The organism is Ectothiorhodospira lacustris, from assembly GCF_022227845.1.
Taxonomy (GTDB): domain Bacteria; phylum Pseudomonadota; class Gammaproteobacteria; order Ectothiorhodospirales; family Ectothiorhodospiraceae; genus Ectothiorhodospira; species Ectothiorhodospira lacustris.
In genome coordinates this window covers 19312-44843 of record NZ_JAJNQN010000021.1, presented here as the reverse complement: position 1 = coordinate 44843, position 25532 = coordinate 19312, and the positions used below count along the sequence as shown (strand labels likewise).

Annotated in this window: 26 protein-coding genes; 12 read left to right on the top strand and 14 right to left on the bottom strand. The window is 63.5% G+C overall.

What is annotated here, in order from left to right; translation table 11 throughout:
• Positions 1–366 precede the first annotated feature (366 nt).
• Positions 367–1128 (top strand): glutaredoxin family protein, encoded by a 762-nt coding sequence (locus LQ956_RS13710; protein WP_238620683.1) that lies wholly within the window; start codon positions 367–369, stop codon positions 1126–1128.
• A gap of 75 nt (positions 1129–1203) precedes the next feature.
• Here the strand turns inward: LQ956_RS13710 and htpG are convergent, their stop codons facing one another.
• The 12 genes from htpG to LQ956_RS13650 all read right to left on the bottom strand — a co-directional run bounded on the left by htpG (position 1204) and on the right by LQ956_RS13650 (position 12481).
• Positions 1204–3090, bottom strand: a complete 1887-nt coding sequence (htpG, locus tag LQ956_RS13705; protein WP_238620684.1) for a molecular chaperone HtpG — start codon at positions 3088–3090, stop codon at positions 1204–1206.
• A 77-nt stretch (positions 3091–3167) separates the two neighbouring features.
• Positions 3168–4028, bottom strand: a complete 861-nt coding sequence (locus LQ956_RS13700; RefSeq protein WP_238620685.1) for a 23S rRNA (adenine(2030)-N(6))-methyltransferase RlmJ — start codon at positions 4026–4028, stop codon at positions 3168–3170.
• A gap of 163 nt (positions 4029–4191) precedes the next feature.
• A complete protein-coding gene (gene soxX / locus LQ956_RS13695) occupies positions 4192–4857 on the bottom strand; it encodes a sulfur oxidation c-type cytochrome SoxX (RefSeq protein WP_430733428.1) in 666 nt (221 codons plus the stop codon).
• Positions 4858–4923: 66 nt separating this feature from the next.
• Complete coding sequence (gene soxA, locus LQ956_RS13690; protein WP_238620687.1) at positions 4924–5727, bottom strand: sulfur oxidation c-type cytochrome SoxA; 804 nt, start codon at positions 5725–5727, stop codon at positions 4924–4926.
• 160 nt (positions 5728–5887) lie between these two features.
• The gene (locus tag LQ956_RS13685; protein WP_238620688.1) at positions 5888–6391 is read right to left on the bottom strand and encodes a methylated-DNA--[protein]-cysteine S-methyltransferase; all 504 of its coding nucleotides are present in this window, start codon (positions 6389–6391) and stop codon (positions 5888–5890) included.
• Between the two features lie 10 nt (positions 6392–6401).
• Positions 6402–8171 (bottom strand): hypothetical protein, encoded by a 1770-nt coding sequence (locus tag LQ956_RS13680; RefSeq protein ID WP_238620689.1) that lies wholly within the window; start codon positions 8169–8171, stop codon positions 6402–6404.
• A 106-nt stretch (positions 8172–8277) separates the two neighbouring features.
• Positions 8278–8625, bottom strand: a complete 348-nt coding sequence (gene rplS / locus LQ956_RS13675) for a 50S ribosomal protein L19 (protein ID WP_238620690.1) — start codon at positions 8623–8625, stop codon at positions 8278–8280.
• Positions 8626–8638: 13 nt separating this feature from the next.
• Complete coding sequence (gene trmD, locus LQ956_RS13670; protein WP_238620691.1) at positions 8639–9403, bottom strand: tRNA (guanosine(37)-N1)-methyltransferase TrmD; 765 nt, start codon at positions 9401–9403, stop codon at positions 8639–8641.
• 10 nt (positions 9404–9413) lie between these two features.
• Positions 9414–9920 carry a ribosome maturation factor RimM gene (gene rimM / locus LQ956_RS13665; protein WP_238620692.1) on the bottom strand — a complete coding sequence of 169 codons (507 nt, stop codon included), beginning with the start codon at positions 9918–9920 and terminating at the stop codon, positions 9414–9416.
• 29 nt (positions 9921–9949) lie between these two features.
• A complete protein-coding gene (rpsP, locus tag LQ956_RS13660) occupies positions 9950–10210 on the bottom strand; it encodes a 30S ribosomal protein S16 (RefSeq protein WP_238620693.1) in 261 nt (86 codons plus the stop codon).
• Positions 10211–10300: 90 nt separating this feature from the next.
• Positions 10301–11662: a signal recognition particle protein gene (gene ffh / locus LQ956_RS13655; protein WP_238620694.1), complete on the bottom strand. Its 1362-nt coding sequence runs from the start codon at positions 11660–11662 to the stop codon at positions 10301–10303.
• A 51-nt stretch (positions 11663–11713) separates the two neighbouring features.
• The gene (locus tag LQ956_RS13650) at positions 11714–12481 is read right to left on the bottom strand and encodes a 3',5'-cyclic-nucleotide phosphodiesterase (RefSeq protein ID WP_238620695.1); all 768 of its coding nucleotides are present in this window, start codon (positions 12479–12481) and stop codon (positions 11714–11716) included.
• Positions 12482–12626: 145 nt separating this feature from the next.
• On the opposite strand from LQ956_RS13650, the gene LQ956_RS13645 reads away from it, so the two are divergent.
• The 8 genes from LQ956_RS13645 (at position 12627) to folE2 (ending at position 20716) form a co-directional block, all read left to right on the top strand.
• Complete coding sequence (locus tag LQ956_RS13645) at positions 12627–13445, top strand: cytochrome C assembly family protein (protein ID WP_238620696.1); 819 nt, start codon at positions 12627–12629, stop codon at positions 13443–13445.
• 140 nt (positions 13446–13585) lie between these two features.
• The gene (locus LQ956_RS13640) at positions 13586–14866 is read left to right on the top strand and encodes an HlyC/CorC family transporter (protein WP_238620697.1); all 1281 of its coding nucleotides are present in this window, start codon (positions 13586–13588) and stop codon (positions 14864–14866) included.
• Between the two features lie 8 nt (positions 14867–14874).
• Positions 14875–16233 carry a DNA repair protein RadA gene (radA, locus tag LQ956_RS13635; protein WP_238620698.1) on the top strand — a complete coding sequence of 453 codons (1359 nt, stop codon included), beginning with the start codon at positions 14875–14877 and terminating at the stop codon, positions 16231–16233.
• A 107-nt stretch (positions 16234–16340) separates the two neighbouring features.
• The gene (locus LQ956_RS13630; RefSeq protein ID WP_238620699.1) at positions 16341–16607 is read left to right on the top strand and encodes an exodeoxyribonuclease VII small subunit; all 267 of its coding nucleotides are present in this window, start codon (positions 16341–16343) and stop codon (positions 16605–16607) included.
• Positions 16608–17492 (top strand): (2E,6E)-farnesyl diphosphate synthase, encoded by an 885-nt coding sequence (gene ispA, locus LQ956_RS13625; RefSeq protein WP_238620700.1) that lies wholly within the window; start codon positions 16608–16610, stop codon positions 17490–17492.
• 91 nt (positions 17493–17583) lie between these two features.
• A complete protein-coding gene (dxs, locus tag LQ956_RS13620) occupies positions 17584–19443 on the top strand; it encodes a 1-deoxy-D-xylulose-5-phosphate synthase (protein ID WP_238620701.1) in 1860 nt (619 codons plus the stop codon).
• Positions 19444–19510: 67 nt separating this feature from the next.
• Complete coding sequence (queD, locus tag LQ956_RS13615) at positions 19511–19888, top strand: 6-carboxytetrahydropterin synthase QueD (protein WP_238620702.1); 378 nt, start codon at positions 19511–19513, stop codon at positions 19886–19888.
• 15 nt (positions 19889–19903) lie between these two features.
• Positions 19904–20716, top strand: a complete 813-nt coding sequence (gene folE2 / locus LQ956_RS13610; protein WP_238620703.1) for a GTP cyclohydrolase FolE2 — start codon at positions 19904–19906, stop codon at positions 20714–20716.
• Between the two features lie 45 nt (positions 20717–20761).
• Here the strand turns inward: folE2 and bamC are convergent, their stop codons facing one another.
• Together bamC and dapA are read right to left on the bottom strand one after the other, a co-directional pair.
• The gene (gene bamC / locus LQ956_RS13605) at positions 20762–21907 is read right to left on the bottom strand and encodes an NlpB/DapX family lipoprotein (protein WP_238630185.1); all 1146 of its coding nucleotides are present in this window, start codon (positions 21905–21907) and stop codon (positions 20762–20764) included.
• Complete coding sequence (gene dapA, locus LQ956_RS13600; protein ID WP_238620705.1) at positions 21904–22797, bottom strand: 4-hydroxy-tetrahydrodipicolinate synthase; 894 nt, start codon at positions 22795–22797, stop codon at positions 21904–21906. Before dapA ends, bamC begins: the two co-directional genes overlap by 4 nt.
• 185 nt (positions 22798–22982) lie before the next feature.
• On the opposite strand from dapA, the gene LQ956_RS13595 reads away from it, so the two are divergent.
• From LQ956_RS13595 to LQ956_RS13585, 3 genes are all read left to right on the top strand, one after another.
• Positions 22983–23537, top strand: a complete 555-nt coding sequence (locus LQ956_RS13595) for a glycine cleavage system transcriptional repressor (protein WP_238620798.1) — start codon at positions 22983–22985, stop codon at positions 23535–23537.
• Positions 23538–23606: 69 nt separating this feature from the next.
• Positions 23607–24083, top strand: a complete 477-nt coding sequence (locus LQ956_RS13590) for a peroxiredoxin (RefSeq protein WP_238630184.1) — start codon at positions 23607–23609, stop codon at positions 24081–24083.
• Between the two features lie 29 nt (positions 24084–24112).
• On the top strand, positions 24113–25525 hold the full coding sequence (locus LQ956_RS13585) for a PhoH family protein (RefSeq protein WP_238620708.1): 1413 nt from the start codon (positions 24113–24115) through the stop codon (positions 25523–25525).
• Positions 25526–25532 lie beyond the last annotated feature (7 nt).

Here is a 25532-nt window from a genome sequence, read left to right as displayed (position 1 = left end):
TGAGAGAGAGAAATTCAAGCTGGAAAAACGGTGGGGAATAGGCTATGTGCAGGCACAAAAAAGGACGGCTCTCTCAGTTTGAGGCCCTGCACCGGCAACAGCGGCGACGATCTGCGGCCTGACGGCCTTCCCCACCGAGTTTGATATTGGCCATGGTGGGATGCGGTTTCTGAGCCCTTGCGACAGCCATCAATGTGGGCCAGCGAACGGAAACTACGGCGGCCACAATCTAGAGTGAGCGCCGATGTGCGGGTGTGCCGCACGAGGCATGTCGGGCCATCGACGGTCACCGTTTCCACCAAGAGCACATCACCAGATGGCGCTGGGTGGCCGTTGAGCGGGCAAAAATCCCTGCAAGGAGACCACATGGCCTTGGATCACAATAGCAAAACAGCGACCCTCTACCGGATGGTCATGCCCGACCATCTTTGCCCATTTGGGCTCAAGTCGAAGGATCTCCTCGAGCGGCAGGGCTTCATCGTCGAGGATCACCCGCTTACGACGCAGGACGAGACCGAAGCGTTCAAGAAGGAGCATGGCGTCGAGACGACCCCGCAGACCTTCATCGATGGAGATCGGATCGGCGGCTATGAAGATCTTCGCGCCCATTTCGGCAAGGAGGTCAAGGACGCGGACGAGACCAGCTACGGGCCGGTCGTTGCGATTTTCTCGGTCGCTTTCCTCATGGCCCTGTCGGTCAGCTGGTACACGTTCGGCACCGTGTTCAGCGTCAGGACTGTGGAGTGGTTCATCGCGATCAGCATGTGCATCCTCGCCATCCAAAAGCTCCAGGATATCGAGAGCTTCTCGACGATGTTCCTGAATTACGATCTGCTGGCGCGACGCTGGGTCCGCTACGGGTACATCTATCCCTTCGGCGAGGCACTGGCCGGTGTCCTGATGATCGCCGGCGCGCTGATCTGGATCGCGTCTCCCGTCGCGCTGTTCATCGGAACCGTCGGCGCGGCCTCGGTCTTCAAGGCCGTCTACATTGACAGGCGCGAGCTCAAGTGCGCCTGCGTGGGCGGCTCGAGCAACGTACCGCTCGGCTTCGTCTCCCTGACGGAGAACCTGATGATGATCGCCATGGCCATCTGGATGCCGATCCGAATGCTCTGGCTGGGGTAATCCTGGTTTTGGGGTATTCGTGAGGGGCCTGTCCCTTCTCCCCCGCTGCGGGAGAGAAGGGCATGATCAACGCCGTCAGCCGCTGGTGATCAAGGCGTTCAGACGCCGCACGAAGCCCGCGGGGTCTTCCAGCTGGCCGCCTTCGGCCAGAATCGCCTGATCCATGAGCAGCCTGGCCCAGTCGGCGAAACGGGCGTCGTCGGTCTCCTCGCCCATGCGCTCGATGAGGCGATGGGCCGGGTTGACCTCCAGCACCGGACGGGTATCCGGCAAGTTCTGGCCCGCCTGCTTGAGCAGCTGCTGCATGTACAGGGCCATGTCGTGCTCGGAAAGGACGATACAGGCCGGGGAGTCGGTGAGACGGTGGGAGAAGCGCACGTCTTCCACCCGCTCCTCCAGAGCCGCCTTGATGCGCGGCAACAGGTCCTTGACCTTCTCCTCGGCGGCCTGCTGAGCCTGCTTTTCTTCCTCGGTCTCGGTGTCTCCCAGGTCCAGTTCGCCCTTGGCCACGGACTTGAGGGATTTGCCCTCGAACTCGTGCAGGTGGGACACCAGCCATTCGTCCACCCGGTCGGACAGCAGCAGCACCTCGATGCCGCGCTTGCGGAAGACCTCCAGATGGGGGCTGTGCAGGGCTGCCGTGTGGCTGTCGGCGGTAATGAAGTAGATGTGCTGTTGCCCCTCCTTCATCCGCGCCACATAGTCCGACAGGGAGACGATCTGGGCGGCATCACCGGTGTGGGTGCTGGCAAAGCGCAGCAGACGGGCGATCTGCTCCCGGTTGGCGTAGTCCTCACCGGGGCCTTCCTTCATCACCCGGCCAAAGGCGTCCCAGAAGCCCTGGTACTTCTCGGGCTCGTTGGCGGCCATGTCCTCCAGCAGTCCCAGTACCTTCTTCACCGAACCGGAGCGCATGCCGTCGATGAGCTTATTGCTTTGCAGGATCTCGCGGGAGATGTTCAGGGGCAGGTCGCTGGAGTCCACCACGCCGCGCACGAAGCGCAGATAGGTCGGCATCAGGTGCTCGGCGTCGTCCATGATGAACACCCGCTGTACATACAGTTTGATGCCGTGGCGACGGTCCCGGTCCCACAGGTCGAAGGGCGCGCGGGCGGGGATGTACAGCAGGGAGGTGTATTCCTGTCGACCCTCCACCCGATTGTGGGTCCAGACCAGGGGATCTTCGAAGTCGTGCCCCACGTGCTTGTAGAAGGCCTTGTACTCGTCGTCGGTGATCTCCGATTTGGGACGGGTCCACAGGGCGTTGGCCCGGTTCACCGTTTCCCATTCATCGTTGGGTTCGCCCTTGTCATCGGTGCCCGGCATGCTGATGGGCAGGGGGATATGATCGGAGTAGCGGGTGATGATGTGACGCAGCCGCCACTGATCCAGGAACTCGTCCTCGTCCGCCTTCAGGTGCAGGACCACCTCGGTGCCGCGCTCGGCCTTTTCCACGGTCTCCACGGAGAATTCGCCGGAGCCATCGGAGGTCCAGCACACACCATGCTCCGGGGTCATGCCGGCACGGCGGGTGGTGAGGGTCACCTGGTCGGCGACGATGAAGGCGGAGTAGAAGCCCACACCGAACTGGCCGATGAGATGGGCGTCCTTCTTCTGGTCGCCGGTGAGCTTGCCGATGAACTCTCGGGTGCCGGATCGGGCGATGGTGCCGATGTTCTGAATCACCTCTTCCCGACTCATGCCGATGCCGTTGTCACGCACGGTGACGGTGCGGGCGTCCTTGTCGAAGCTCACCTGGATCTGCAGGTCGCCCTGCCCTTCCATCAGGGCATCATCGGACAGGGCCTCGAAGCGCAGCTTATCACAGGCATCGGCGGCATTGGAGATGAGTTCGCGCAGGAAGATCTCCTTGTTGGAGTACAGCGCGTTGATCATCAGGTGCAGCAACTGGCTGACCTCGGTCTGGAACTGTCGGGTTTCCTTGTGGGTATCGACGCTCATGGATGCTCCGCGGTTAAGGATTTTGGGTCTGATCGAGCGTGAGATATCTGGGGACGATCAACGAGGTTTCAAGGGGGTTATTTCAATGCGCTTGCGGGGACACCCCGCCACGCCAGCGTGCTGCCCCCCTGCCCCTGCGGGTCCAGACACGCGTGCAGCCAGGGCTGAAGCTCGGCCAGGGTCCGATCCAGCTGCCAGGGCGCATTGATGACGGCCATGCCGGAGCCATTGAGCCCCATGGGCGTCTCCGGCGGCGCAACGCACAGCTCACTCACCAACAGATCCTTCACCCCGCCCCGCACCAGCCCCTGGACCAGGCTTCGGTGGCGTCCCGCCGCCAGAATGGGATACCAGATCATGAAGACCGCCGTCGGCCAGCGACGATGGGCCTCCAACACCAGGTCCAGGGTCACCCGGTAGTCCCGGTCCCGCTCATAGGGTGGATCCACCAGCACCAGCCCGCGTCGGATGACCGGCGGCAGCAGGGACCGGGGGACTTCGCGGGCGTCCCGCTGATGCACGGCCACCTGCGGGTCATCACTGAAGTTGGCCCGCAGCACGGCATGGTCCGCCGGATGCAGTTCGTTGAGGATCAGCCGATCGTCTTCGCGCATCAGTGCGCGGGCCACTTTCGGCGAACCCGGATAAAGCTGCGGCTCCCCGAGCAACGGATTCAGGGCACGGATAATCCCCAGATAGGGCGCCAGGGCCGGAGGCGCATCGGGTGCAGTCAGCACCCGCAAGACCCCCATCCGGTATTCGGCGGTCTTGAGTGCCAGCGGATCCTGCAGGTCATACAGACCGGCCCCGGCATGGGTATCCACCACCGCCAGGGGCTTGTCCTTGCGGGTCAGGGCCGTCAGCACACAGGCCAGCAGCGCGTGCTTGTGCACATCGGCAAAATTGCCGGCGTGAAAGCCGTGACGGTAACTCAACATATAGGGGCTCTCTCGAGACTTGCGGCAAGGAAGATGGCACGGACGAAAACCGGCGGACAGACACGGCCGCCCACCGGAAAGCCCGATGTACTCGGTGGGAATGATAGAGCTTTTGCAGCAACCAGGGGGAAGATTAGGGACATCCCTGTCCCCGGCGTGACCATTATCGGCTGTGGCGGACATTCACCGGCGACTGCGGATCCAGCAGATAGGCCATGATGTGGGAGATGCTCTCCTGATTCAGGAACTGGCTGACACCAAAGCGAGGCATCTGGGTGCAGGGAAAATAACTGTGGGGATTATAAATCATGTCATAGACGAACCTGCGCACCGCCTCGCTGTCCCCCCGCAGGGCGCCGTAGGCGGCCAGGCTGGGGCCCAGATTGCCGAAACCCAGTTCATCCGGGTCCAGCTGGTGGCAGGCGTAGCAGTTCCCGCCCACGGGCCGGCTGTGGTCATCCACGTTGTGGCCAATACGGAACCCCGTCCCGCTGCGGGCCAGTTCAGCCCCCTGGCGCCAGTCTCCCAGCTGAATCCCTCCCTCGGGATAGACGATGCTGTCCCGGGCCGCACCGACGATACGCACCGCCATCTCGGGCTGGGGACGGTTACGAGCCTCGCTGCACATGCGCTGCAGGACATCCTGCGCCATGCGATCTGCCGCGGTGCCGCCTTCCTGGGTCTCCTGGGCGAGATTGAAACTGCCCGAGCGGAAGATCAGATACTCGGCATAGGCCTCCGGGGAGAGACGACTGAAGTCCCGTTCGGCCTGGGTATCCGGCCTGGGCTGGGCACAACCGGCCATCAGTGTCACCGAAACCAGCGCCATGCCGATAGCAATGAGGGTATGTCCGACAATATTGTTCTGTTTGTTCATGGTCTGCGCCCCCCATTATCAGCGCTTGAGATCAGGCAACGTAGCCACACCACCCTGGGCCTGATGGGTCCAGTAGGAAATGATGGCAATGGAGGCATCCGAACCGAACTGGATGCCGGCCTGGCGCATCTGGTAATAGCAGCCCCGGACCCGGTGCTGGGAAGTGCGCACCACCCCATGACCGATGCGGTAGGCAGGCCAGGAAACGGCCTTTGACCATTCCTCAACGTTGGATGCCACCGGCAGGAAGGACAGCCGGATACGCTTGCGGGGTGTGGAGTGACAGGTGGCGCAGGCAAAATCCATGCTGCCGGCACGACGATGGAACAGCACCTCCCCTGCATTGCGGGTCAGGCGTTCCATGGGGTGATTCATGGGAGGGTTCCATTTCATGCCGTTGGACTGACTGGCAACGTAGGTGTAGATGGCCACCAGGTCCGCCTCGCGGGTATCACTGGAGTGCTTGCGGGCGACAGGGTCGTCCTCGTCGGTAAAGCCTTGCAGGGTCTTCATGCAATGGATGATCCTGGATTCCAGGTCCATGACCTTGCCTGCGTCCTCGAACCAGCGCGGCATCCTCACATAGGCCCCTTTCAGCACGCCGGGCCCAAGGCCGAAATCACAGCGTTCCAGGGACACATTTTTCGGCCCCCGAACCTCATGAAACAGTTCTTCGCCACGCCACAGGGTCAGTTCCGCCGGATTATCGTCGGCCAGCATCAACAACTGCTCGCGCCCGGTCAGGTACGGCGAGTCGGAGGCCATGGCACCACCCACCAGCCCCCCGGCCAGCGCCACGCCGGCCAAGAATTTTTTGAGCATACCCCTGTCCTCCACACGTTTTTTCAACGTCTTTGTTGTGTTTTCGAGTCTCCCGTAACCCCTGCAACCAGACACCCGAAGCCCTGCCCCATAGACTGCGAGCAACATGGACAAATGTCAATAAAAAGGAAATATCCTAAGAACCGCAAGGAATGACCCACTACGAAAACCCCGACAGTGCTCCCTCGTGAACCAGCAACCAGGACTTGACCTCCAGTCCTGCCCCACAGGTTGCCCCCCCATAGCCACCCAGGCCACCGCGGGTCGATATCACGCGATGACAGGGCACGATCACGGGGAGGGGATTGGCCCGGCAGGCACCGCCGATCGCACGGGGACCGGACCCCACCAGGCGGGCAAGCGCCCCATAGCTGAGCACCTTGCCACTGGGAATACGGATCAGGGCTGACCAGATACGCTGCTGAAACGGGGTCCCCTGCAGATCCAGAGGCAGATCGAAGACGAAGGAGGGGTCCTTGAAATAGTGCCGCAGTTGCTCCGCGGCCTGGGAGGAAAGGGTATTGCAGGGATCGCGCAGGGGCACTTCGTCGGCGACATAATCCAGCGCCGTCAGACCCTGCCCGGAACAGCGCAGGGCCAGTCGCCCCAAGGGCGAATCCAGTACCAGATCGTAATCGGGACTGCGGGGCATGGGTGAGGCCATGCCCACAAGCCTACTGCTGTAACTGCAACTGCTGCAAGCGCTGCCGGAGCATCACCCGGCGCTCCGGCTCCGGGGTACGACGGATCAGGTCCTCGTAGATGACCCCGGCATCCCCGACCAGTCCCGCCTCGCCCAAGGCCTCGGCTGCCTGGAACCGGGCGCTGAGCGCCCACATGTCGGTACTGTCCCCCAGCAGGGCGGAACGAAGATACAGCCGGGCGGCCTGCTCATGCTCCCCCAGGGCACCGTGGGAATCGGCTTGCCAGAACATCAGCTCCCGCAACCTGCGACGCTCCGTCAATCGGGGAGCGACCACCTGGAACAGGTTCAGGGCGTCCTGATGACGGCGGACCGCCTGCAGATCGAACAGCACCTGCATGAAACGGTCCGCCGCCTCCCCTTCCAGCTGTCGAACAGCGGACAACACCCGGTAGAGACCATCGATACCCGCCTCTTCCTGCCCGCCCAGGATCAGGGTACGTGCCCGACGCAAGCCCCACAGGAAGGGGTCCACCCCGTCGGGCGCCCGGTCCAGCCCGGCCATCAGGCGGGAGGCGGTATTCAGATCTCCTTGGCTCAGGGCGGTTTCCGCCAACAGATGGCGCACCGGTGCCGGGACACGATCGGCCTGTCCGAACGGGCCATCGCCAAGGTAGAGGGCCTGCAGCAGCGGCTCACCCAATCCTTCGATACCCGCCAGTTGCTCGCTCAGACGGCGGTGGGCCCGAGCCTGCCCCTGGGGCATGGGGCTTCTCAAGGCCACAACCGCCAGCAGGCCACGGAAGGCCAGGGGCTGCCCGGCCTCCAGGCTATCCGCCAGTTTGAACCAGGGCTCATCATCGCCGATCAGAAGCTGACGCTCGTTGGCCAGTCGCTCCCCCAGGCGCAGATAACTCTGCCAAAGGGGCTGTGCCGTCAGCCGATACAGGTCATCCCCAGCACCCAGCCGAGATTGCGCCACCAGGGCGGATTCCAGCACCGGAATCTGCTGCATCGGGTCCCGTAGCGACTGGGCCGCCATGGCCGCCACCGCCAGGTAGCGAGCTGCCACCACCGAGTCCTTTTCCTGTACACGAGCGGCGCGACCGGCCTGACTAACCGCATCCTCGGCGGAAAGCGCGCCGGCCCGGAACCGGGCCAGGATTCGCAGAGCACCGGCCTCGTGACCGTCCACGCCGCTCAGGGCATTGACCGCTTCCTCATGCCGCCCCACCGAGAGCAGGATGCGCGCTTCCAGCAACGCGGCATCTCCGGCCTCGCGGCCGTAATCCTGGCGGTAACGGCGCAGCGCGGTCAGGGCGTCTTCCGGCCGACCATCCAGACTGTAGGATTCCGCCAGCATGCGGCGCCAGGCCCGAAACCATTGTTCCGTGGCATTGGGGGCGCCAAACCAGATCAGGGGTCTGAGTACATCCCGCGCTTCCCCCCCTCGTTCCAGGGCGATGAGGGCGTGGGCCTGTCGGGTGCGGGTCCAGATCACGAAATCCACCGGCAGTTCCACCGGCACGCCCCGAGCCCGCTCCACCACCTGTTCCCAGCGCTCGCTGGTCCCGAGGATCTCGATACGCGCCTGTTCCCGGGCCATCCAGCGTCCCGGCTGGGCCTGGTGATCCAGCGACTGCCTCGCCAGCACCCCCAAGGCCAGGTCGGTAGCGCCCAGGCGTGACAGGGCCATGGCCTCATCCACCACCGGGTCGGCAAGGACCCGCGGCATCCAGCCCAGCACCAGACTCATCAGGAAAAAGACCAGGAAAACCTTCGGCATCAGCAAACCAGGCATGACGATACTCCTTGACCACATCCTCCGGCGGCCCATTCATGCAGACGAAAAAAAAGCGCCCCGGTTTCCCGAAGCGCTTTCTTCATGCCCCTCAAGGCCATCAATGTTACTTGATGTCTTCCTTGATGCGGGCAGCCTTGCCGGTACGCCCACGCAGGTAATACAGCTTGGCGCGGCGCACGGCGCCACGACGCTTCACTTGGATCTCGGCCACGACCGGGCTGTAGGTCTGGAACACGCGCTCCACGCCTTCGCCATGGGAGATCTTGCGCACCGTGAAGGCGGAATTGATGCCGCGGTTGCGCTTGGCGATGACCACGCCTTCAAAGGCCTGCAGACGCTCGCGGCTGCCTTCCTTCACCTTCACCTGGACGACAACGGTGTCGCCTGGCGTGAAATCGGGCACCTCGCGGTTCATCTGCTCGGCTTCCAGTTGCTGGATGATGTTGCTCATGTTTCGACCCCTGTCAGTCACTGCTCGGCGCGGCCTGCGCGTCCGCCAGCTCGCGTTGATATTCTTCCAGCAGGCGGCAGTCCGCCTCGCTTAATTCCAGTTGTGCCAATATGTCGGGCCGCCGTTCCAAGGTTCGACCCAGGGCCTGCTTGCGACGCCAGCGCTCGATTCGGCCATGGTCGCCGCAACGAAGCACCTCCGGTACGCCCAATCCGTCCACCACCTCCGGCCGGGTGTAGTGAGGACAATCCAGCAGTCCCTGGCTGAAGGAGTCCTGCATGGCGGACAATTCGTCCCCCAGGGCCCCGGGCAAGAGCCGGGCGCAGGCATCGATCACCACCATGGCCGCCAACTCGCCACCGGACAGCACGTAGTCACCGATGGACCATTCCTCGTCCACTTCCAGCCGGATCAGCCGTTCATCAATACCTTCGTAGCGGCCTGCCAGCAAAATGACCCTTGGCAGGGTTGCCAGCTGCCGCACGCCGGCCTGATCCAGAGGCCGCCCCTGAGGGCTCATGTAGATCACCCGGGCCGGTACCTCGTCATCGGCCCGAGCAGCCCAAATGGCCTGCCGCAGGGGTTCTACCTTCATCACCATGCCGGGACCACCCCCGTAAGGGCGATCATCCACGGTCCGATGCCGGTCGTGGGTGTAGTCCCGCGGATCCCAGCAGTGGACGGACAACAGTCCGCGTTCGCGGGCGCGGCCCGTAATGCCCCAGTCGGCTACCGAGGCAGCCCACTCGGGGAACAGGCTGATGACATCGAATCGCACCGTGGCGGGCCTAGAAATCCGGATCCCAGTCCACGCGAATGATACCTGCCTCCAGATCAATCTCCAGGATGACCTGATCCCTGACGTAGGGTATCAGACGTTCCCGATCACCACTCACCACCAGGACATCGTTGGCGCCGGTCTCCATGAGGTGATCCACCCAGCCCAGACTGACGGCCTCCAGGTTGATCACCTCAAGCCCGACCAGGTCGGCCCAGTAATACTCGCCTTCCGGCAAGGGCTCCAGCTGTTCCGGACGAATGCCGATCGGAGCACCGACCAGTACGGCCGCTGCGTCGCGATCGTCGATGCCTGTCAGCTTGGCCACCACACCCTTACCATGGGCCCGGCCGGACTCCACACTGAGGACTCGCCACTCGCCGTCAATCTGGATGGACAGCGGGTTATAGGCCAGGATGCCCTCACGGGGCTCGGTCTCGGAAAACAGCTTGACCCAGCCCTTGACGCCGTACACCCCGGCAATGCGTCCCAGTATGATCCAGTCCGGACGGTTCATCTGCGGGGCGACTCGAACGGGCCGTCGCCTCAGGCGGCGGCAGCGTTCTGCTTGGTGAATTCCTTGATCAGCCTGGCGGCACGGTCGGAAGCCGCAGCGCCCTTGGACAGCCAGTGCTCCACGCGCTGGGTATCCAGGTGCAGACGCACCTCCTGACCACGGGCCACGGGGTTGAAGTAGCCCACACGCTCAATATAGCCGCTGTCGCGGCGGCTGCGGGAGTCGGTCACCACGATGTGGTAGAAAGGCGCCTTCTTGGCGCCGCCGCGAGCCAGTCGAATCGTTACCATCTGCTGTTAGCCCTGCTTGTCTGGTATCGTTTGGGGGACATGCCCCGGAAAAGCGCGCCATTATACACGCGCATCGTCAAGGCACAAGCTTCAGAAGGGCAAACGCCCCCCCGGCATACGTCCCTTGAGGGATTTCATCATCTTACTCATGCCGCCCTTGGAAAACTGCTTGACCATCTTGCTCATCTGCAGGTGCTGTTTGAGCAGGCGGTTCACATCCTGCACCTGGGTCCCGGACCCGGCGGCGATGCGCCGCTTGCGTGAGCCCTTGATGATATCCGGATTGCGCCGCTCTTTGGGGGTCATGGAGTTGATGATGGCCACCATGCGCTGCAGATCCTTGTCATGGGACTTGTTCTTGATGGCATCGGGCAGATCACCCGCCCCGGGCAACTTCTCCAGCAGTGAGCTCATCCCCCCCATCTTGGACATCTGACCGAGCTGATCCCGCAGGTCTTCCAGATCAAAGGTCTTGCCCTTCTTGATCTTGCGGGCCAGCTTCTCGGCCTTGTCCTGATCCACCTGACGGGAAGCCTCTTCCACCAGGCTGAGGACATCCCCCATACCCAGGATGCGGGAGGCGAGGCGGTCGGGATGGAAGGGCTCCAGGGCTGCGGTCTTCTCCCCCATGCCAAGGAACTTGATGGGCTTGCCGGTGATATGACGCACCGACAGGGCCGCACCACCCCGGGCATCACCATCAGCCTTGGTGAGCACCACCCCGGTGAGCGGGAGGGCGTCATTGAAGGCCTTGGCGGTGTTGGCGGCATCCTGGCCGGTCATGCTGTCCACCACGAACAGGGTTTCGGCGGGATTCAGGCGCTCGTGCAGGCGACGGATCTCATCCATCATCTCCCCGTCGATGTGCAGGCGACCGGCGGTATCCACGATCAGCACATCCTGGTGCTGTCTGCGGGCCTGCTCCAGGGCGGCGGCGGCAATATCCAGGGGGGCCTGACCGGCCTCGCTGGGAAAGAAGTTCACGCCCACTTCGCCGGCCAGGGTCTGCAGCTGCCGGATAGCGGCGGGACGGTAGACGTCACAGCTGGCTACCATCACCTTCTTGTCCTGACGCTCCTTGAGCCAGCGCGCCAGCTTGGCCACGGTGGTGGTCTTGCCCGCTCCCTGCAAGCCGGCCATGAGGATCACCGCCGGCGGCTGCACATTGAGCTTGAGGCCGTCATTGGCTTCGCCCATGACCTTGATCAGCTCGTCGTTCACCACCTTGACCAGGGCCTGGCCCGGGGTCAGGCTGGCCAGCACCTCCTGCCCCACCGCCCGCTCCTTCACCCGGGCAATGAATTCACGCACCACCGGCAGGGCCACGTCTGCTTCCAGCAAGGCCTTGCGGACCTCACGAATGGTGTCCTGGATGTTCTCCTCGGTCAGGCGAGCCTGGCCGCGAAGGCGCTTGATGGTGCCCTGAAGGCGTTCTGAAAGGCTGTCAAACATAGGCTTGGGAGCGCCGCGGCGCCGCATGCAACCGGTTGGAAGGGTCAGGGATTATATCGTGAAAATATCACCACTGCAGAGCCGCAGCAGATCACGCCCGGTGACCTGGGCCTCCAGCGCCTCAAACACACCGTCTTCTTCACCGGGCTTGAGATGGGTGATACCGACACGAGGCGCATGGCGCAGCTTGGCAAGATCCTTTGCCAGCAGCGACGGACAGTAATGTCCGGCTCGCTGACCCAGAGCCTGATCCCGATCAGGGAAAGCACATTCCACGAACAGCAGATCCAGGGCATCATGGGCGTTGAGGGCATCCCAGAAGACGTCGTTGCTGGTGGTATCACCGCTGAAGGCAAACGCCACCCCGTCCCGCTCCACCCGGTATCCTACCGCCGGCACCGAGTGGGCCACCGGCAGCATGTCGATACGACGCCCGTCCAGATGGAGGGGAATATCAGGCACCATGGCATCGAACTGCACCACCGGGCGCTCCCGCTCCGGCAGCTCGAAGAAATCCGGCCAGATCTGCCAATTGAAAATGTGATCATGGATAATGTGCATGCAATCTGCGCGGGCATGGATCACCAGCGGCCGGGACTGAAGCCGACTGAACAGGGTATCCACCAGCAGCGGAAGGCAGGCAATATGATCCAGGTGGGTATGCGTGATCAGCAGATGCCTTATCCTGGCCATGGCTTCCAGGGAAAGATCACCCACCCCGGTACCACAGTCGATGAGGATGTCGTCATCGATCATGATGGAAGTGGTACGACGGCCGTCGCCAATGCCGCCGCTGCAACCCAGGACCGTGATCTGCATGCTCCTTGCGCACCTTGCTGGACCAGAACATTGGACCCGATCGTAACACGCTGTCCGCAGGGACCGATATCAAGATTGATCCCTTCACCGAGAAGGGAATTTATGCAATGATTCTCAATTGAAATCTAAGGTTTGGTGCTCATAAATGTTCGTAGCCGCCATCGGATTTATCACCACCGTGCTCTACTTCACAGGGGGCGCCCTGCTCATGCAGCGGCTGCGCAAGGGTTCCGGTGGCGCCGCGCCGCCCGCCCGGGGCAAGATACTCCTGTTTTCCGTTTGGGGGGGTGCGGTCGCCCTGCACGCCCTGCTGCTCTACCTCCACATATTCAGTGCCAACGGCACCGGCATGGGGGTCTTCAGCGTGGTCTCCATGGTGGCCTGGCTCATCGCCTTCTTCCTGCTGGTGGCCTCCATCCGCTACCCCATTCATATCCTGGGGATCCTGCTGCTCCCCTTTGCCGGGGTCACGGTCTCCCTGGAACTGGCCCTGGCGGGCGACCTTCACACCACCGCCGCCGCCGACCCGGGGCTTCGCGCCCACATGCTGCTGGCCATGATCGCCTTCAGCCTACTGACCATTGCCGCCATCCAGGCCGCCCTGTTGACCCTGCAGAACTACAGCCTGCATAACCATCGCCCCGGCGGGCTGATCCGCGCCCTGCCGCCGCTGTCCACCATGGATTCCATGCTGTTTCATGTCATCGGCTGGGGCTTCATCTTCCTGACTGCCGCCCTGTTGACCGGCCTGTTCGTGCTGGACGACCTCTTTGCCCAACACCTGGCTCACAAGGTGGTGTTCGCCATCATTGCCTGGCTGATCTTCGCCGCCCTGCTGATCGGCCGCTTCCGCTTCGGCTGGCGAGGCCGGCTCGCCGCCCGCTGGACCCTGATCGGGTTTGCCCTGTTATTCGTGGCGTACGTGGGCAGCAAGATGGTCCTGGAAATGGTGCTGGGCCTCTGACAAGACCGACGACTGCCCCCCGGCGGCCCGGGCCACACGGCCTCGGCCTGCCGTCCCGGGGCATTTCCCCCTTGACATCCCCCTGATCCGGCACGTGTAATTCCACAGGTGTGCAACCCCCCCGTGGTACCGGACCTCCCTTGGAACAAATACCCTTAAGTGTACTGGCCATATTGCTGGTGACGCTGTTCTTGTGCTCCGCCTTTTTCTCCGGCTCCGAAACCGCGCTGATGTCGCTCAACCGCTACCGCATGCGCCATCTGGCCCAGGCCGGACACGGCGGCGCCGGCCGAGCCCAGCGGTTGCTGGACAAACCGGACCGACTCATCGGCCTGATTCTGCTGGGTAACAACTTCGTCAACATCATCATCACCCAATTGGCCACCTACATCGGCTTCCGGGTCTACGGCGATGCCGGCATCGCCATCGCTACCGGACTACTGACCCTGGCCCTGCTGGTCTTCGCCGAGGTGGCCCCCAAGACACTGGCGGCCTTGCACTCGGAGAAGGTGGCCTACCCGGCCGCCTACGTCTACACCCCCCTCATGGTCGTGGCTTACCCCCTGGTGTGGACGGTCAACCTACTGTCCAACACCGTCCTGCGCCTGCTCGGCGTGCGCGCCCAGACCCGTGCTCAGCACGCCCTCTCCAGCGAGGAGCTTCGGGTTGCCGTGAATGAGGCCGGCGCCCTGATCCCGGCCCGGCATCAGCGCATGCTGGTGAACCTGCTGGATCTGGAAAAGGCCACCGTGGAAGACATCATGGTGCCCCGTAACGAGATCGTGGGCATCGACCTGGAAGATGACTGGGACGAGATCACCCAACAGCTCATCCACAGCCAATACACCCGGCTGCCGGTGTTCGAAGGCAACGTGGACAACATCCTGGGCTTCATCCATCTGCGCCGGGTCCTGCCCATGGTCTACCGCAATGAACTGGCCCCCGAACAGTTGCGCGAGTCCCTGCGACCTCCCTATTTCATTCCCGAGGGCACCAACCTCAATCGCCAGCTCCTCAACTTCCAGCGGGAGAAACGCCGCATCGGCCTGGTGGTGGATGAATACGGCGACATTCAGGGACTGGTCACCCTGGAGGACCTACTGGAAGAAGTAGTGGGCGAATTCACCTCGGACCCGGGCGCCATCACCCCGGAAGTCCTCCCCCAGGCGGACGGCAGCTACCTGGTGGATGCCACCATCCACCTGCGTGAACTCAACCGGCTACTGGGATCCCACTTCCCCCTGGACGGCCCCCGCACCCTCAACGGGCTGCTGCTGGAACACCTGGAAACCATCCCCGATGCCAACATCAGCGTCCTCATGGATGGCTACCCCATGGAGATCGTGCAGGTGAAGAACAACGCCATCCGTACCGTGCGCATCAGCCCGCGCCTGCCGCCACACCCGACGGGGCAGGACTGAACCGCCCCATGGCCAAGCCCAGGACCCAATACCAGTGCACCGCCTGCGGGGCACTGTCTCCCAAGTGGAGCGGCCAGTGCCCGGACTGCGGCGCCTGGAATGCGATGGAGACCGCGGTCTCCGCTCCAGCCGCCGCCGTCGGCAGCCGTTTTGCCGGCTACGCCGGCATCGCCGCCCCACAGGTTCGCCGCCTGGGCGAGGTCACCGGTGGCGGACAGGCCCGTACCAGCACCGGCATCTCCGAACTGGACCGGGTGTTGGGCGGTGGACTGGTGCAGGGCTCGGTGGTCCTGATCGGCGGCGACCCGGGCATCGGCAAGTCCACCCTGCTGCTGCAGACCCTGGCCACCCTGCCCGACCTGCGCAGCCTCTATGTCACCGGCGAGGAGTCACCGGAACAGGTCTCCCTGCGCGGACACCGTCTGGGCCTGCCCTGTGATGACCTGCGTCTGCTGACCGAGACCTGTGTCGAGCGCATCACCACCCACGCGCAACAAGAGCGCCCCCAGGTGATGGTGGTGGATTCCATCCAGACGATCTATTCGGAACAACTGCAGTCTGCCCCCGGCTCGGTCGCCCAGGTGCGGGAGAGTGCCGCCGTCCTGGTACGCTACGCGAAGCAGACGGGGACCGCCCTGTTCATCGTCGGTCATGTCACCAAAGAAGGCCAGATCGCCGGCCCCCGGGTACTGGAGCACATGGTGGATACCGTACTCTATTTCGAGGGTGATCCGGGGGGACGTTACCGGGTCCTGCGGGCGGTCAAGAACCGCTTCGGTGCGGTCAATGAGCTGGGCGTGTTCGCCATGCTGGAAACAGGCCTCAAGCCGGTCACCAACCCTTCGGCCATCTTTCTGTCCCGCCACGAAGCCCCCGTCTCCGGCAGCGTCATCATGGTCACCCGCGAGGGGACCAGGCCGCTGATGGTGGAGGTCCAGGCCCTGGTGGCCGAGAGCCACGCCCCGCAGCCCCGCCGCATCACCGTGGGCCTGGAGCAGAACCGTCTCACCATGCTGCTGGCGGTGCTCCATCGCCATGGCGGGCTGGCCCTCTATGATCAGGATGTCTTCGTCAACGTGGTCGGTGGGGTCAGGGTCACCGAGACAGCGGCGGACCTGCCCATGCTGCTGGCGGCCCTGTCCAGTTTCCGCGACCGCCCCCTGCCCCACGAACTGGTGAGCTTCGGCGAGGTGGGACTGGCCGGCGAGATCCGCCCCGTCCCCAACGGCGAGGAACGCCTGCGGGAAGCCGCCAAGCACGGCTTTACCCGAGCCATCGTGCCCATGGGCAACGCGCCCCGAAAGCCCATCGACGGCATGGAGGTGATGTCTGCCAAGCGCCTGGGTGACGTGCTGGACTGGATCTGATCCGTCCCAGGACAAGCAAACTCACCGCCGGGCTTTCCCGCCCCGCCGGATTCCTATAAGTTAGCAGCCTTTCAGGTACATCCCCTTTCAGGCAAGGATCAGAAGTGATGGCGAAAAAGACGCCCCCGCCCACCGACCCCGCCGCCTTCGAGCAGGATCTGGAGGCACTGGAGGCACTGGTCGCCCGCATGGAGCAGGGGGAACTGAGCCTGGAGGCCTCGCTCAAGGAATTCGAACACGGCATCGCCCTTACCCGCCGGTGCCAGCAGGCCCTGACCCAGGCTGAACAGAAGGTCCGCCAACTCACCGAGAGCGGCACCGATATCGACTTTGACACGCCGGGCCAAGGGTCCGATGAGGAAGGAGAACGCTGAGTGGAGTCACGCATTTCCGAACTGCAGCAACGGTTTGAAAACGCCCTGGCCGGTTGGCTGCCGGGGGATGCCATCCTCCCGGCGCGCCTGCACGAGGCCATGCGCTACTCGGCCCTCAACGGCGGCAAGCGCATTCGTCCCATCCTGACCTACGCCACCGGCACCGCCTTGGGCGTCCCCCTGGAACGTCTGGATGGCCCTGCCTGCGCCGTCGAACTGATCCACGTCTACTCCCTCATCCATGATGACCTCCCGGCCATGGACGACGACGACCTGCGCCGCGGTAAACCCACCTGCCACAAGGCCTATGACGAGGCCACCGCAATCCTGGCCGGTGACGCCATGCAGGCCCTGGCCTTCCAGATCCTGGCCGGGGACCCTGCCATGGTGGACGATCCCAGGGCCCGGCTGCGCATGATCGAGCACCTGGCGCGGGCCTCCGGCTCACGAGGCATGGTCGGCGGGCAGGCCATCGATCTAGGCTTCGAAGGACAGACGCCGGATATCGCCCAACTGGAGAACATGCACATCCACAAGACCGGCGCCCTGATCCGGGCCGCAGTGATGCTGGGTTTCAGCAGCTGCCCGGGGGTGGACGAGACGCTGGCCGGCAAGCTGGACTGCTTCGCCAAGTCCATCGGACTGGCCTTCCAGATCCGTGACGATATCCTCGACATCGAAAGCGACACCCAGACCCTGGGCAAGACCCAGGGGGCGGACCAGGCCTTGGGCAAGGCCACCTATCCGGCGATCATCGGCCTGGAGGCGTCCAAGCAGCAGGCCCGGGAACTGGTGGATCGCGCCCTGGACAGCCTCACGGATCTGGATGAAGGCGCCGACCTGCTGCGTTGGATCGCCCGCTACATCATCGAACGCATCCATTGAGCCACCGCCGCGGCACCCAGACCCTGCAGGTTTCGGCTTGCGTGGCTGGGCGCCCCCCCGGATAATGCACTTTTAGCCGGTCGACAGTGAAATGACACAAACCGTTTCGTACCCTCTGCTGTCTCGCATCCATTCGCCGGAAGACGTGCGCAAGTGCTCGCTCAACGAGCTCCCCGTACTGGCGGACGAGTTGCGCGCCTTCCTGCTGGAATCGGTCTCACGCACCGGCGGTCACCTGGCGGCCAATCTGGGCACGGTGGAACTGACCATCGCCCTGCACTACACCTTCGCCACGCCGGAAGACCGACTGGTCTGGGATGTGGGTCATCAGAGCTACACCCACAAGATCCTCAGCGGTCGGCGCGATGCCATGCATACCCTGCGCAAGAAGGATGGCCTGGCCGGCTTCCCCAAGCGGGAAGAGAGTCCCTACGACGCTTTTGGTGTCGGTCACTCCAGCACCTCCATCGGCGCAGCCCTGGGCATGGCCCTGGCGGCCCGCCAGAAAGGGGAAAAACGTAAATCCATCGCCATCATCGGTGACGGCGCCATGACCGCCGGCATGGCCTTCGAGGCCCTCAACCACGCCGGAGATGAAAAGGCCGACCTGCTGGTCATCCTCAACGACAACAACATGTCCATCTCGGCCAATGTGGGCGCGATGAACCGCTATCTGGCCCGTCTGCTGTCCGGCCCCATCTACTCAACCATGCGGGAAGGCAGCAAGAAGGTCCTGGAACACATGCCGCCCATGCGCGAGTTCATGCGCCGTGCCGAAGAGCACGTCAAGGGTATGATCATCCCCGGCACCCTGTTCGAGGAATTGGGCCTGAACTATTACGGCCCCATCGACGGTCATGACGTGGTCAGCCTGGTCAAGATGCTGCGCAACCTGCAAGCTATGGACGGGCCGTTGCTGCTGCATGTAGTGACTCACAAGGGCCGCGGCTACGCCCCGGCGGAAGAAGACCCCTGCACCTACCATGGCGTGGGCAGCTTCGATCCGGAACAGGGCATCCAGAGCGGCAAGAGCGGCGGCGGCACCCCCACCTACACCCAGGTCTTCGGTGACTGGCTATGCGACCAGGCCGCGGCCGACGAGCGCATGGTGGCCATCACCCCGGCCATGTGCGAAGGCTCGGGCATGCGGACCTTCGCTTGCAAATATCCGGAGCGCTACCACGACGTGGGTATCGCCGAACAGCATGCCGTCACCCTGGCGGCCGGCATGGCCTGCGAGGGCCTCAAGCCGGTGGTGGCCATTTATTCCACCTTCCTGCAACGTGCCTACGACCAGCTGATCCACGACGTGGTGCTGCAGGACCTGCCGGTGTTGCTGGCCATCGACCGGGCCGGCGTGGTGGGTCCCGACGGTCCCACCCACGCGGGCAGTTTCGACCTCTCCTTCCTGCGCTGCATCCCCGGCATGGTCATCATGACCCCCTCCGACGAAAATGAATGCCGCCGCATGCTGTCTACCGGCTACCTGCTGGATCAGCCGGCGGCGGTGCGCTATCCCCGCGGCAAGGGAACCGGCGTGACTGTCGACGAAGGTCTGATCCCCCTGCCCTTGGGCGAGGCCGAAATCCGCCGCAAGGGCAAGGACGTGGCCATCCTGGCCTTCGGCACCCTGCTTACCCAGGCCCTGGAAGTAGCCGAACGCCTGGATGCGACAGTGATCAACATGCGTTTCGTCCGTCCCCTGGACGAAACCCGGGTGCTGGAAGCCGCACGCCGCCATGGCCTGATCGTCACCATTGAGGACAATGTGGTCGCCGGTGGCGCCGGCAGTGCCGTGGCCGAGTGCCTGGCACGCCATGACGTGGCCGCCCGCCTGCTCCACTTGGGCCTCCCCGACCGCTTCCAGAGCCATGGCACCCGCGAGGAACTCCTTGCCGATGCGGGGCTGGACGCGGCAGGCATTGAGGCCGCCATCAAGGCACGCCTGTGATCAGCCGGCTTGTGCCGCTCATGACAGTCGCGTAATATCCGACAAAACTGGTAAACAATAGTCCCCCGTGCCCAAATATACACTCAAGGTGCTGACCGATTTCGCGTCGGCACATACGCTCCGTGATTATCCGGGGAACTGTTCCCGCCTGCATGGTCATAACTGGAAGGTCGAAGCCGAAGTGGAGGCCACGGTGCTGGATCCCCTGGGCATGGCCGTGGACTTCAAGACCATCAAGTCGCTGGCAAGAGAGATTGCCGGCGAACTGGATCATACCTATCTCAACGATCTGGCACCCTTCCGGGACGTGAATCCCACGGCCGAAAACATTGCGGCCTGGTTCTTCCGGGAGATGGCTGCCCGCCTGAACGCACCGGGCGTCCGGGTCAGCGCCATCACCCTGTGGGAGACCGAGCGGGCCTGCGTCCGCTATACGGAAGCGTAGTCAAAGGACACCGTCATGAGCACACCCCTCTCCCCGGCCCGCACCTCGGCCATCCCCGACGTGCAGTCCAGTGCCGATACCCGGCGCATCCCCATCAACAAGGTGGGCATCAAGGACATCCGCCACCCGGTACGGGTGCGGGATCGCACCGGCAAGGAACAGCATACGGTGGCCTCCTTCAACATGTACGTGAACCTGCCCCAGGACTTCAAGGGCACCCACATGTCCCGCTTCGTGGAGATCCTCAATACCCACGAATACGAGATCACCGTGGACTCCTTCAAGAGCATGCTGCATGAGATGGCGGAGCGCCTGGAAGCCGCCACCGGCCACATCGAGATGCGCTTCCCCTTCTTCGTCAACAAGGCGGCACCGGTATCCGGCGTGCAGAGCCTGATGGACTACGAGGTCACCTTCATCGGCGAGATCAGTGACGGCAAGCCATGCATGAACATCCAGGTAGTGGTGCCGGTCACCAGCCTCTGCCCCTGTTCCAAGGGCATCTCCGAATATGGCGCCCACAATCAGCGTTCCCACGTCACCGTCAACGCACGGGTGGAACAGTTCGTCTGGGTGGAGGAACTCATCGACCTGGTGGAATCCCAGGCCTCCTGCGAACTCTACGGACTACTCAAGCGCCCGGATGAGAAGCATGTGACGGAACGGGCCTACGACAATCCCAAGTTCGTGGAAGACCTGGTGCGTGACATTGCCATTCGCCTGAATGCGGATGAGCGGATCAGCGCTTATTCCGTGTCCTCGGAGAATTTCGAGTCCATCCACAACCATTCCGCCTACGCCCTGATCGAGAAGAACAAGGCAGGCTAGCAGGGGCATGGCCATGCCCCTGCTTTCATGGACGCATGGCCCTACCTACCCTTCGCCCCCGGGACTAAACTCCTGCTCGATCCGCTCCAGTACCGCCGCAGCCTCGTTGGCGGAGAGGGCCTGCCCGGTCTGTGAGCGTGGGATCACTCGCACCCACTCACCCGCCTGCCGCAGATGGATCTGGTACTGGGTATCCGACCGTAACCTGGCACTCTCTCCGGTACTGAACAGGCGACTGAGGAACCCACCACCCCGGCGCTCATGGGCCTCCGGCCGGAAGGTCACGTAGTACACGCCTTCACTGCGATCCTGGTCATCCACCAGCAGGGCGGCACGATCCAGCAACACCCCCATGCGGCGCCACAGTCCGGCGAACTCTCCCCGAACCTCCAGGGCCATTTCTCCGTCCGTCTCACTCAGGCGAAGGCCTGGGGTGAGATCGGGAGCCCGTCCCAGCGCCTCGGCGGCCTGCTCGGGTTCCAGCCCCAGATGCACCATCAGGCGCACCAGCATCTCGGCCTCGGCTTCCGGATCGGAGGGGCGGACGCGCCAGCGCACGATGTCTTCCCGCTCGGCCACCTCCTCGACACTGCGGTGACTGACAAAGATCGCCGTGCCGGAATCACCTTGGGGCTCCACCCGCATGCGGTACTGATCCCGAGTGCTGGCATCATAGAAATCCCCGAACAGCCTTCCCAGCAAACCGCGTATACCGCCCTGCATGGGGACCTGAGCACGGGCCTGGAACCACTCGGTTTCCAAAATCCCGAGCACCGGCTCCTCCCGGTTCAAGGGCAACGCCTGAGCCTGGAAGAAGGCCCGCAGCTGGGGCCAGAGATCCACAGGCGGCGTGTCTTGCACCTCCAGCCAGCGTACATTGCCTTCACGCCGAAGCTGCAACGTGGCCGCATCCACCAGGACCGGCGTCCGGACCTGGGTGATGGGCGCGTCCCCCCGTACCGGCCGGCGGTCATCCAGGGCACTCGCCCTGGTCGCGGTCTGATCGGGAATACGGAAGCTCGGATCCACGTTCGGGGCCACCAGATCAGGCGGGATCTCCAGGGCACGGGTTTCTTGACTGTCGGCATGACCGTCGCGGGAGCCAAGGCTCCCGCAGGCAGTCAGTACCATGACGGCAGTCAGGCCCGGCAGCAGTATCCAGGCCTTGGCCATAATGCGGTATGTCTTCATGCAGGATAGGTACTCAAAGGTATGCCGGCGGCCCGCAGGGCTTCCCGCAGGGGCTCGCGCAGGTTTTCGGACAGGGGCGTCAGCGGTAGACGAATCCCCTGGGGGATCAGTCCCATCTCGTGCAGGGCCCACTTGACCGGAATGGGGTTTGACTCCAGGAACAGGGCCTCGTGCAGCCCCTTGACGGGAGCATCGGCGGCAACAGCGGCCTCCCTGTCACCGGCCAGTGCCGCGGCACACATGTCGTGCATGGCGCCCGGTGCCACGTTGGCCGTGACCGAGATGACGCCTTTGCCGCCGGCCAGCATGAATTCCAGGCCGGTGGCATCGTCACCACTATACAGATCCAGACGGTCCCCGCACCGTTCCAGCAGGAGGCGAGCACGCTCAAGGTCACCCGTGGCCTCCTTGAGGCCGACGATGTTGGAGATATCCGCCAGGCGTTCCACGGTTTCAGGCAGCAGGTCCACGGCGGTACGCCCGGGAACATTGTAAAGGATCTGGGGGATGGGCACCGCATCGGCGATGGCACGGTAGTGACGGTACAGACCTTCCTGGGTGGGCTTGTTGTAATAGGGGGTCACCAGCAGGCAGGCATCGACGCCCATCTGCATGGCCACCCGGGTGAGGTCGATGGCCTCGGCCGTGGAATTGGCCCCGGTACCGGCAATCACGGGCACGCGACCGGCCGCGAACTCCATCACCAGACGCAGGACCCGGCAGTGCTCGTCCACATCCAGGGTGGCGGACTCCCCGGTCGTACCCACCGCGACGATGGCGTCGGTCCCCTGACTGATATGGAACTCCACCAACCGCTCCAGCGCCGATTCGGAGATGAAGCCATCCTCCTCCATGGGTGTGACCAGTGCCACCATGCTGCCGTGAAACATCGAAACCTCCGCGCTGAATGCAAGCGGACATAGTAATGTCCGCCCTCCTCACCATCAAGCCATGGCGGTGATGCCTGCAGGATTGTTTCCGCGCTGCCGGCGGCGATGTTCTACCGCCGGCCTTGATAGGCGAGGCAACCGGAAACTGATACCCTTTGCTCCATCATCATTGCCTGCCCGTGACCATGCCCCAGCCCACCAAGCATCCACGCACGACCCATCTGGTTATTTCAGCCATGGGAGATGACCGACCGGGACTGGCGGAACACTTGTCGCGGGTGATCCTGGAAAGCGGGTGCAGTATCCAAGACAGCCACATGTCGGCCCTGGGCGGTACATTTGCCGCCCTGATGCTGGTATCGGGCAACTGGAACACCCTGAGCAAGCTGGACGGCGCGATGGCGGCCCTGGGGCGACAGGCGGATCTGGAAATCCTCTCCCGGCGCACGGGGCCGTGTCAGGACACGGGGCCAAGCCTGCCCTATTCCGTGGATGTGGTTTCCCTGGACCAGCCGGGGATCGTGCATCAACTGGTGGGCTTCTTCACCGCCCGCGGGGTGGGCATCCGGGAGCTGAACAGCCACGCCTATGTCGCCTCCCACTCCGGGACACCCATGTTCAATGCCCACATGTCGGTGGAGATCCCCACCACGGAACACATCGCCTCCCTTCGGGAGGATTTTCTGGATTTCTGTGATGAACTGAATCTGGATGGTGTCATCGAACCCATCAAGGGGTAGGTTCGCACCACGCAACGCCTCCCCGCCCGGCTGTTTTTTCAGTGATGGCATGCCCAGGAGACCAGGACCATGACGGACAGCGTGATCGAAACCGGCAAGGCAGTGCCCGATTTTGAACTCCCCGCCACCGGCGGTGAACCCATCCGGCTCTCCAGGCTGCTGGCGGCGGGACCCGTGGTGATCTACTTCTACCCCAAAGACGATACCGCCGGCTGCACCACGGAAGGCAAGGATTTCACCGCCCGGCACGAAGATTTTCGCGCCGCCGGCGTCGCGGTGATCGGGATCTCCCGGGATGCCCTCAAGTCTCACGAAAAGTTCAAGGCCAAACACGGCTTTCCCTTCGAACTGCTTGCCGATGAGTCCGAGGCGGTCTGTGAGCTGTTCGGAGTCATGAAGCTGAAAAACATGTACGGTAAACAGGTACGAGGTATCGAGCGCAGCACCTTTCTCATCGATCGTGACGGCATCCTGCGCCGGGAATGGCGCAAGGTGAAAGTGGCCGGCCACGTAGACGAGGTGCTTGAGGCCATCGACGCGCTCTGACCCACCCTCCCCCGTCCCGGAGCCCTCCCATGGTCAAGAAGGAGATCCACGGCAAGCGCCTGTTCGTGTTGGATACCAACGTGCTCATGCATGACCCGGCGGCGCTGTTCCGCTTCAAGGAGCATGATGTATTCCTGCCCATGGTCGTGCTGGAGGAACTGGACAAGGCCAAGAAAGGGGTCTCGGAGGTCGCCCGCAACGTGCGCCAGGCCAGCCGTTTCATCGATGAACTGATGGCTGATGCCAGCCATGCCCAGATTGCCCAGGGACTGTCGCTGGCCGGCGCACGCCTGGGCGATATGGACGCCGCCGGCGGCGGCCGGCTGTTCTTCCAGACCCGGGTATTGTCTTCCCACCTGCCGGACAGCCTACCGGGACGCACCCCGGATCACACCATCTTGGGCACGGCACTGGCCCTGCAGGGAGAACGTCCGGACGAGGCCGTCACCCTGGTCTCCAAGGACATCAACCTGCGCATCAAGGCGGCGGTACTGGGCATCCATGCGGAGGATTACTACAACGACCAGGTCCTGGACGATGTGAATCTGCTCTACCGGGGAACTTGCGAACTGCCGACGGATTTTTGGGACAGCCACGGCCGGTCCATGGAGTCCTGGCAGGAAAGCGGCCGCACGTTCTATCGCGTCACCGGCCCCATGGTGGGCCAGTGGTACCCCAACCAGTGCCTCTATCGGGAAGACGATCCTTCGTTCACCGCCATGGTGCGGAGCCGGGAGGGCGATGCCGCAATAGTGGAACTGGCTCGGGACTACACCGGTTCTCGGCACACGGTCTGGGGTATCCACGCCCGCAACCGGGAGCAGAACTTCGCCCTGAACCTGCTCATGGATCCGGCGGTGGACTTTGTCTCGCTGGTCGGTACCGCCGGCACCGGCAAGACTCTGCTTACCCTGGCGGCGGGTCTGGCGCAGACCCTGGAAGACAACCGTTACCGGGAGATCATCATGACCCGGGTGACGGTACCGGTCGGGGAGGACATCGGCTTTCTGCCCGGCACCGAAGAAGAGAAGATGACCCCATGGATGGGGGCCCTGATGGACAATCTGGAGGTGCTCACCCGCTCGGAAACCGGGGGGGACTGGGGCCGGGCGGCGACCAACGACCTGATCGGAAGCCGGATCAAGATCCGTTCCCTGAACTTCATGCGTGGACGCACCTTCCTCAATCGCTTCATCATTCTGGACGAGGCTCAAAACCTCACCTCAAAGCAGATGAAGACCCTGATCACCCGGGCCGGCCCCGGGACCAAGGTGGTCTGTCTGGGCAACGTGGGTCAGATCGACACCCCCTACCTGACGGAAACCACCTCGGGCCTGACCTATGTGGTGGATCGTTTCAAGGACTGGGCCCACGCCGGCCATGTACTGCTGCAACGAGGTGAACGCTCACGGCTGGCGGATTTTGCCTCTGAGCATCTCTGAACGTCGG

Bases quoted from the DNA above. Each gene is read 5' to 3' on its own strand.
- LQ956_RS13685 (WP_238620688.1), bottom strand. From the start codon at position 6,391: ATGGCCTCACCCATGCCCCGCAGTCCCGATTACGATCTGGTACTGGAT.
- rplS (WP_238620690.1), bottom strand. From the start codon at position 8,625: ATGAGCAACATCATCCAGCAACTGGAAGCCGAGCAGATGAACCGCGAG.
- radA (WP_238620698.1), top strand. From the start codon at position 14,875: ATGGCCAAGCCCAGGACCCAATACCAGTGCACCGCCTGCGGGGCACTG.
- LQ956_RS13590 (WP_238630184.1), top strand. From the start codon at position 23,607: ATGACGGACAGCGTGATCGAAACCGGCAAGGCAGTGCCCGATTTTGAA.
- soxX (WP_430733428.1), bottom strand. From the start codon at position 4,857: ATGGCGCTGGTTTCGGTGACACTGATGGCCGGTTGTGCCCAGCCCAGG.
- ffh (WP_238620694.1), bottom strand. From the start codon at position 11,662: ATGTTTGACAGCCTTTCAGAACGCCTTCAGGGCACCATCAAGCGCCTT.
- folE2 (WP_238620703.1), top strand. From the start codon at position 19,904: ATGAGCACACCCCTCTCCCCGGCCCGCACCTCGGCCATCCCCGACGTG.
- LQ956_RS13650 (WP_238620695.1), bottom strand. From the start codon at position 12,481: ATGCAGATCACGGTCCTGGGTTGCAGCGGCGGCATTGGCGACGGCCGT.
- htpG (WP_238620684.1), bottom strand. From the start codon at position 3,090: ATGAGCGTCGATACCCACAAGGAAACCCGACAGTTCCAGACCGAGGTC.
- soxA (WP_238620687.1), bottom strand. From the start codon at position 5,727: ATGCTCAAAAAATTCTTGGCCGGCGTGGCGCTGGCCGGGGGGCTGGTG.
- dxs (WP_238620701.1), top strand. From the start codon at position 17,584: ATGACACAAACCGTTTCGTACCCTCTGCTGTCTCGCATCCATTCGCCG.
- LQ956_RS13585 (WP_238620708.1), top strand. From the start codon at position 24,113: ATGGTCAAGAAGGAGATCCACGGCAAGCGCCTGTTCGTGTTGGATACC.
- LQ956_RS13700 (WP_238620685.1), bottom strand. From the start codon at position 4,028: ATGTTGAGTTACCGTCACGGCTTTCACGCCGGCAATTTTGCCGATGTG.
- LQ956_RS13680 (WP_238620689.1), bottom strand. From the start codon at position 8,171: ATGCCTGGTTTGCTGATGCCGAAGGTTTTCCTGGTCTTTTTCCTGATG.
- LQ956_RS13710 (WP_238620683.1), top strand. From the start codon at position 367: ATGGCCTTGGATCACAATAGCAAAACAGCGACCCTCTACCGGATGGTC.
- bamC (WP_238630185.1), bottom strand. From the start codon at position 21,907: ATGAAGACATACCGCATTATGGCCAAGGCCTGGATACTGCTGCCGGGC.
- LQ956_RS13630 (WP_238620699.1), top strand. From the start codon at position 16,341: ATGGCGAAAAAGACGCCCCCGCCCACCGACCCCGCCGCCTTCGAGCAG.
- LQ956_RS13645 (WP_238620696.1), top strand. From the start codon at position 12,627: ATGTTCGTAGCCGCCATCGGATTTATCACCACCGTGCTCTACTTCACA.
- dapA (WP_238620705.1), bottom strand. From the start codon at position 22,797: ATGTTTCACGGCAGCATGGTGGCACTGGTCACACCCATGGAGGAGGAT.
- rimM (WP_238620692.1), bottom strand. From the start codon at position 9,920: ATGAACCGTCCGGACTGGATCATACTGGGACGCATTGCCGGGGTGTAC.
- LQ956_RS13595 (WP_238620798.1), top strand. From the start codon at position 22,983: ATGCCCCAGCCCACCAAGCATCCACGCACGACCCATCTGGTTATTTCA.
- rpsP (WP_238620693.1), bottom strand. From the start codon at position 10,210: ATGGTAACGATTCGACTGGCTCGCGGCGGCGCCAAGAAGGCGCCTTTC.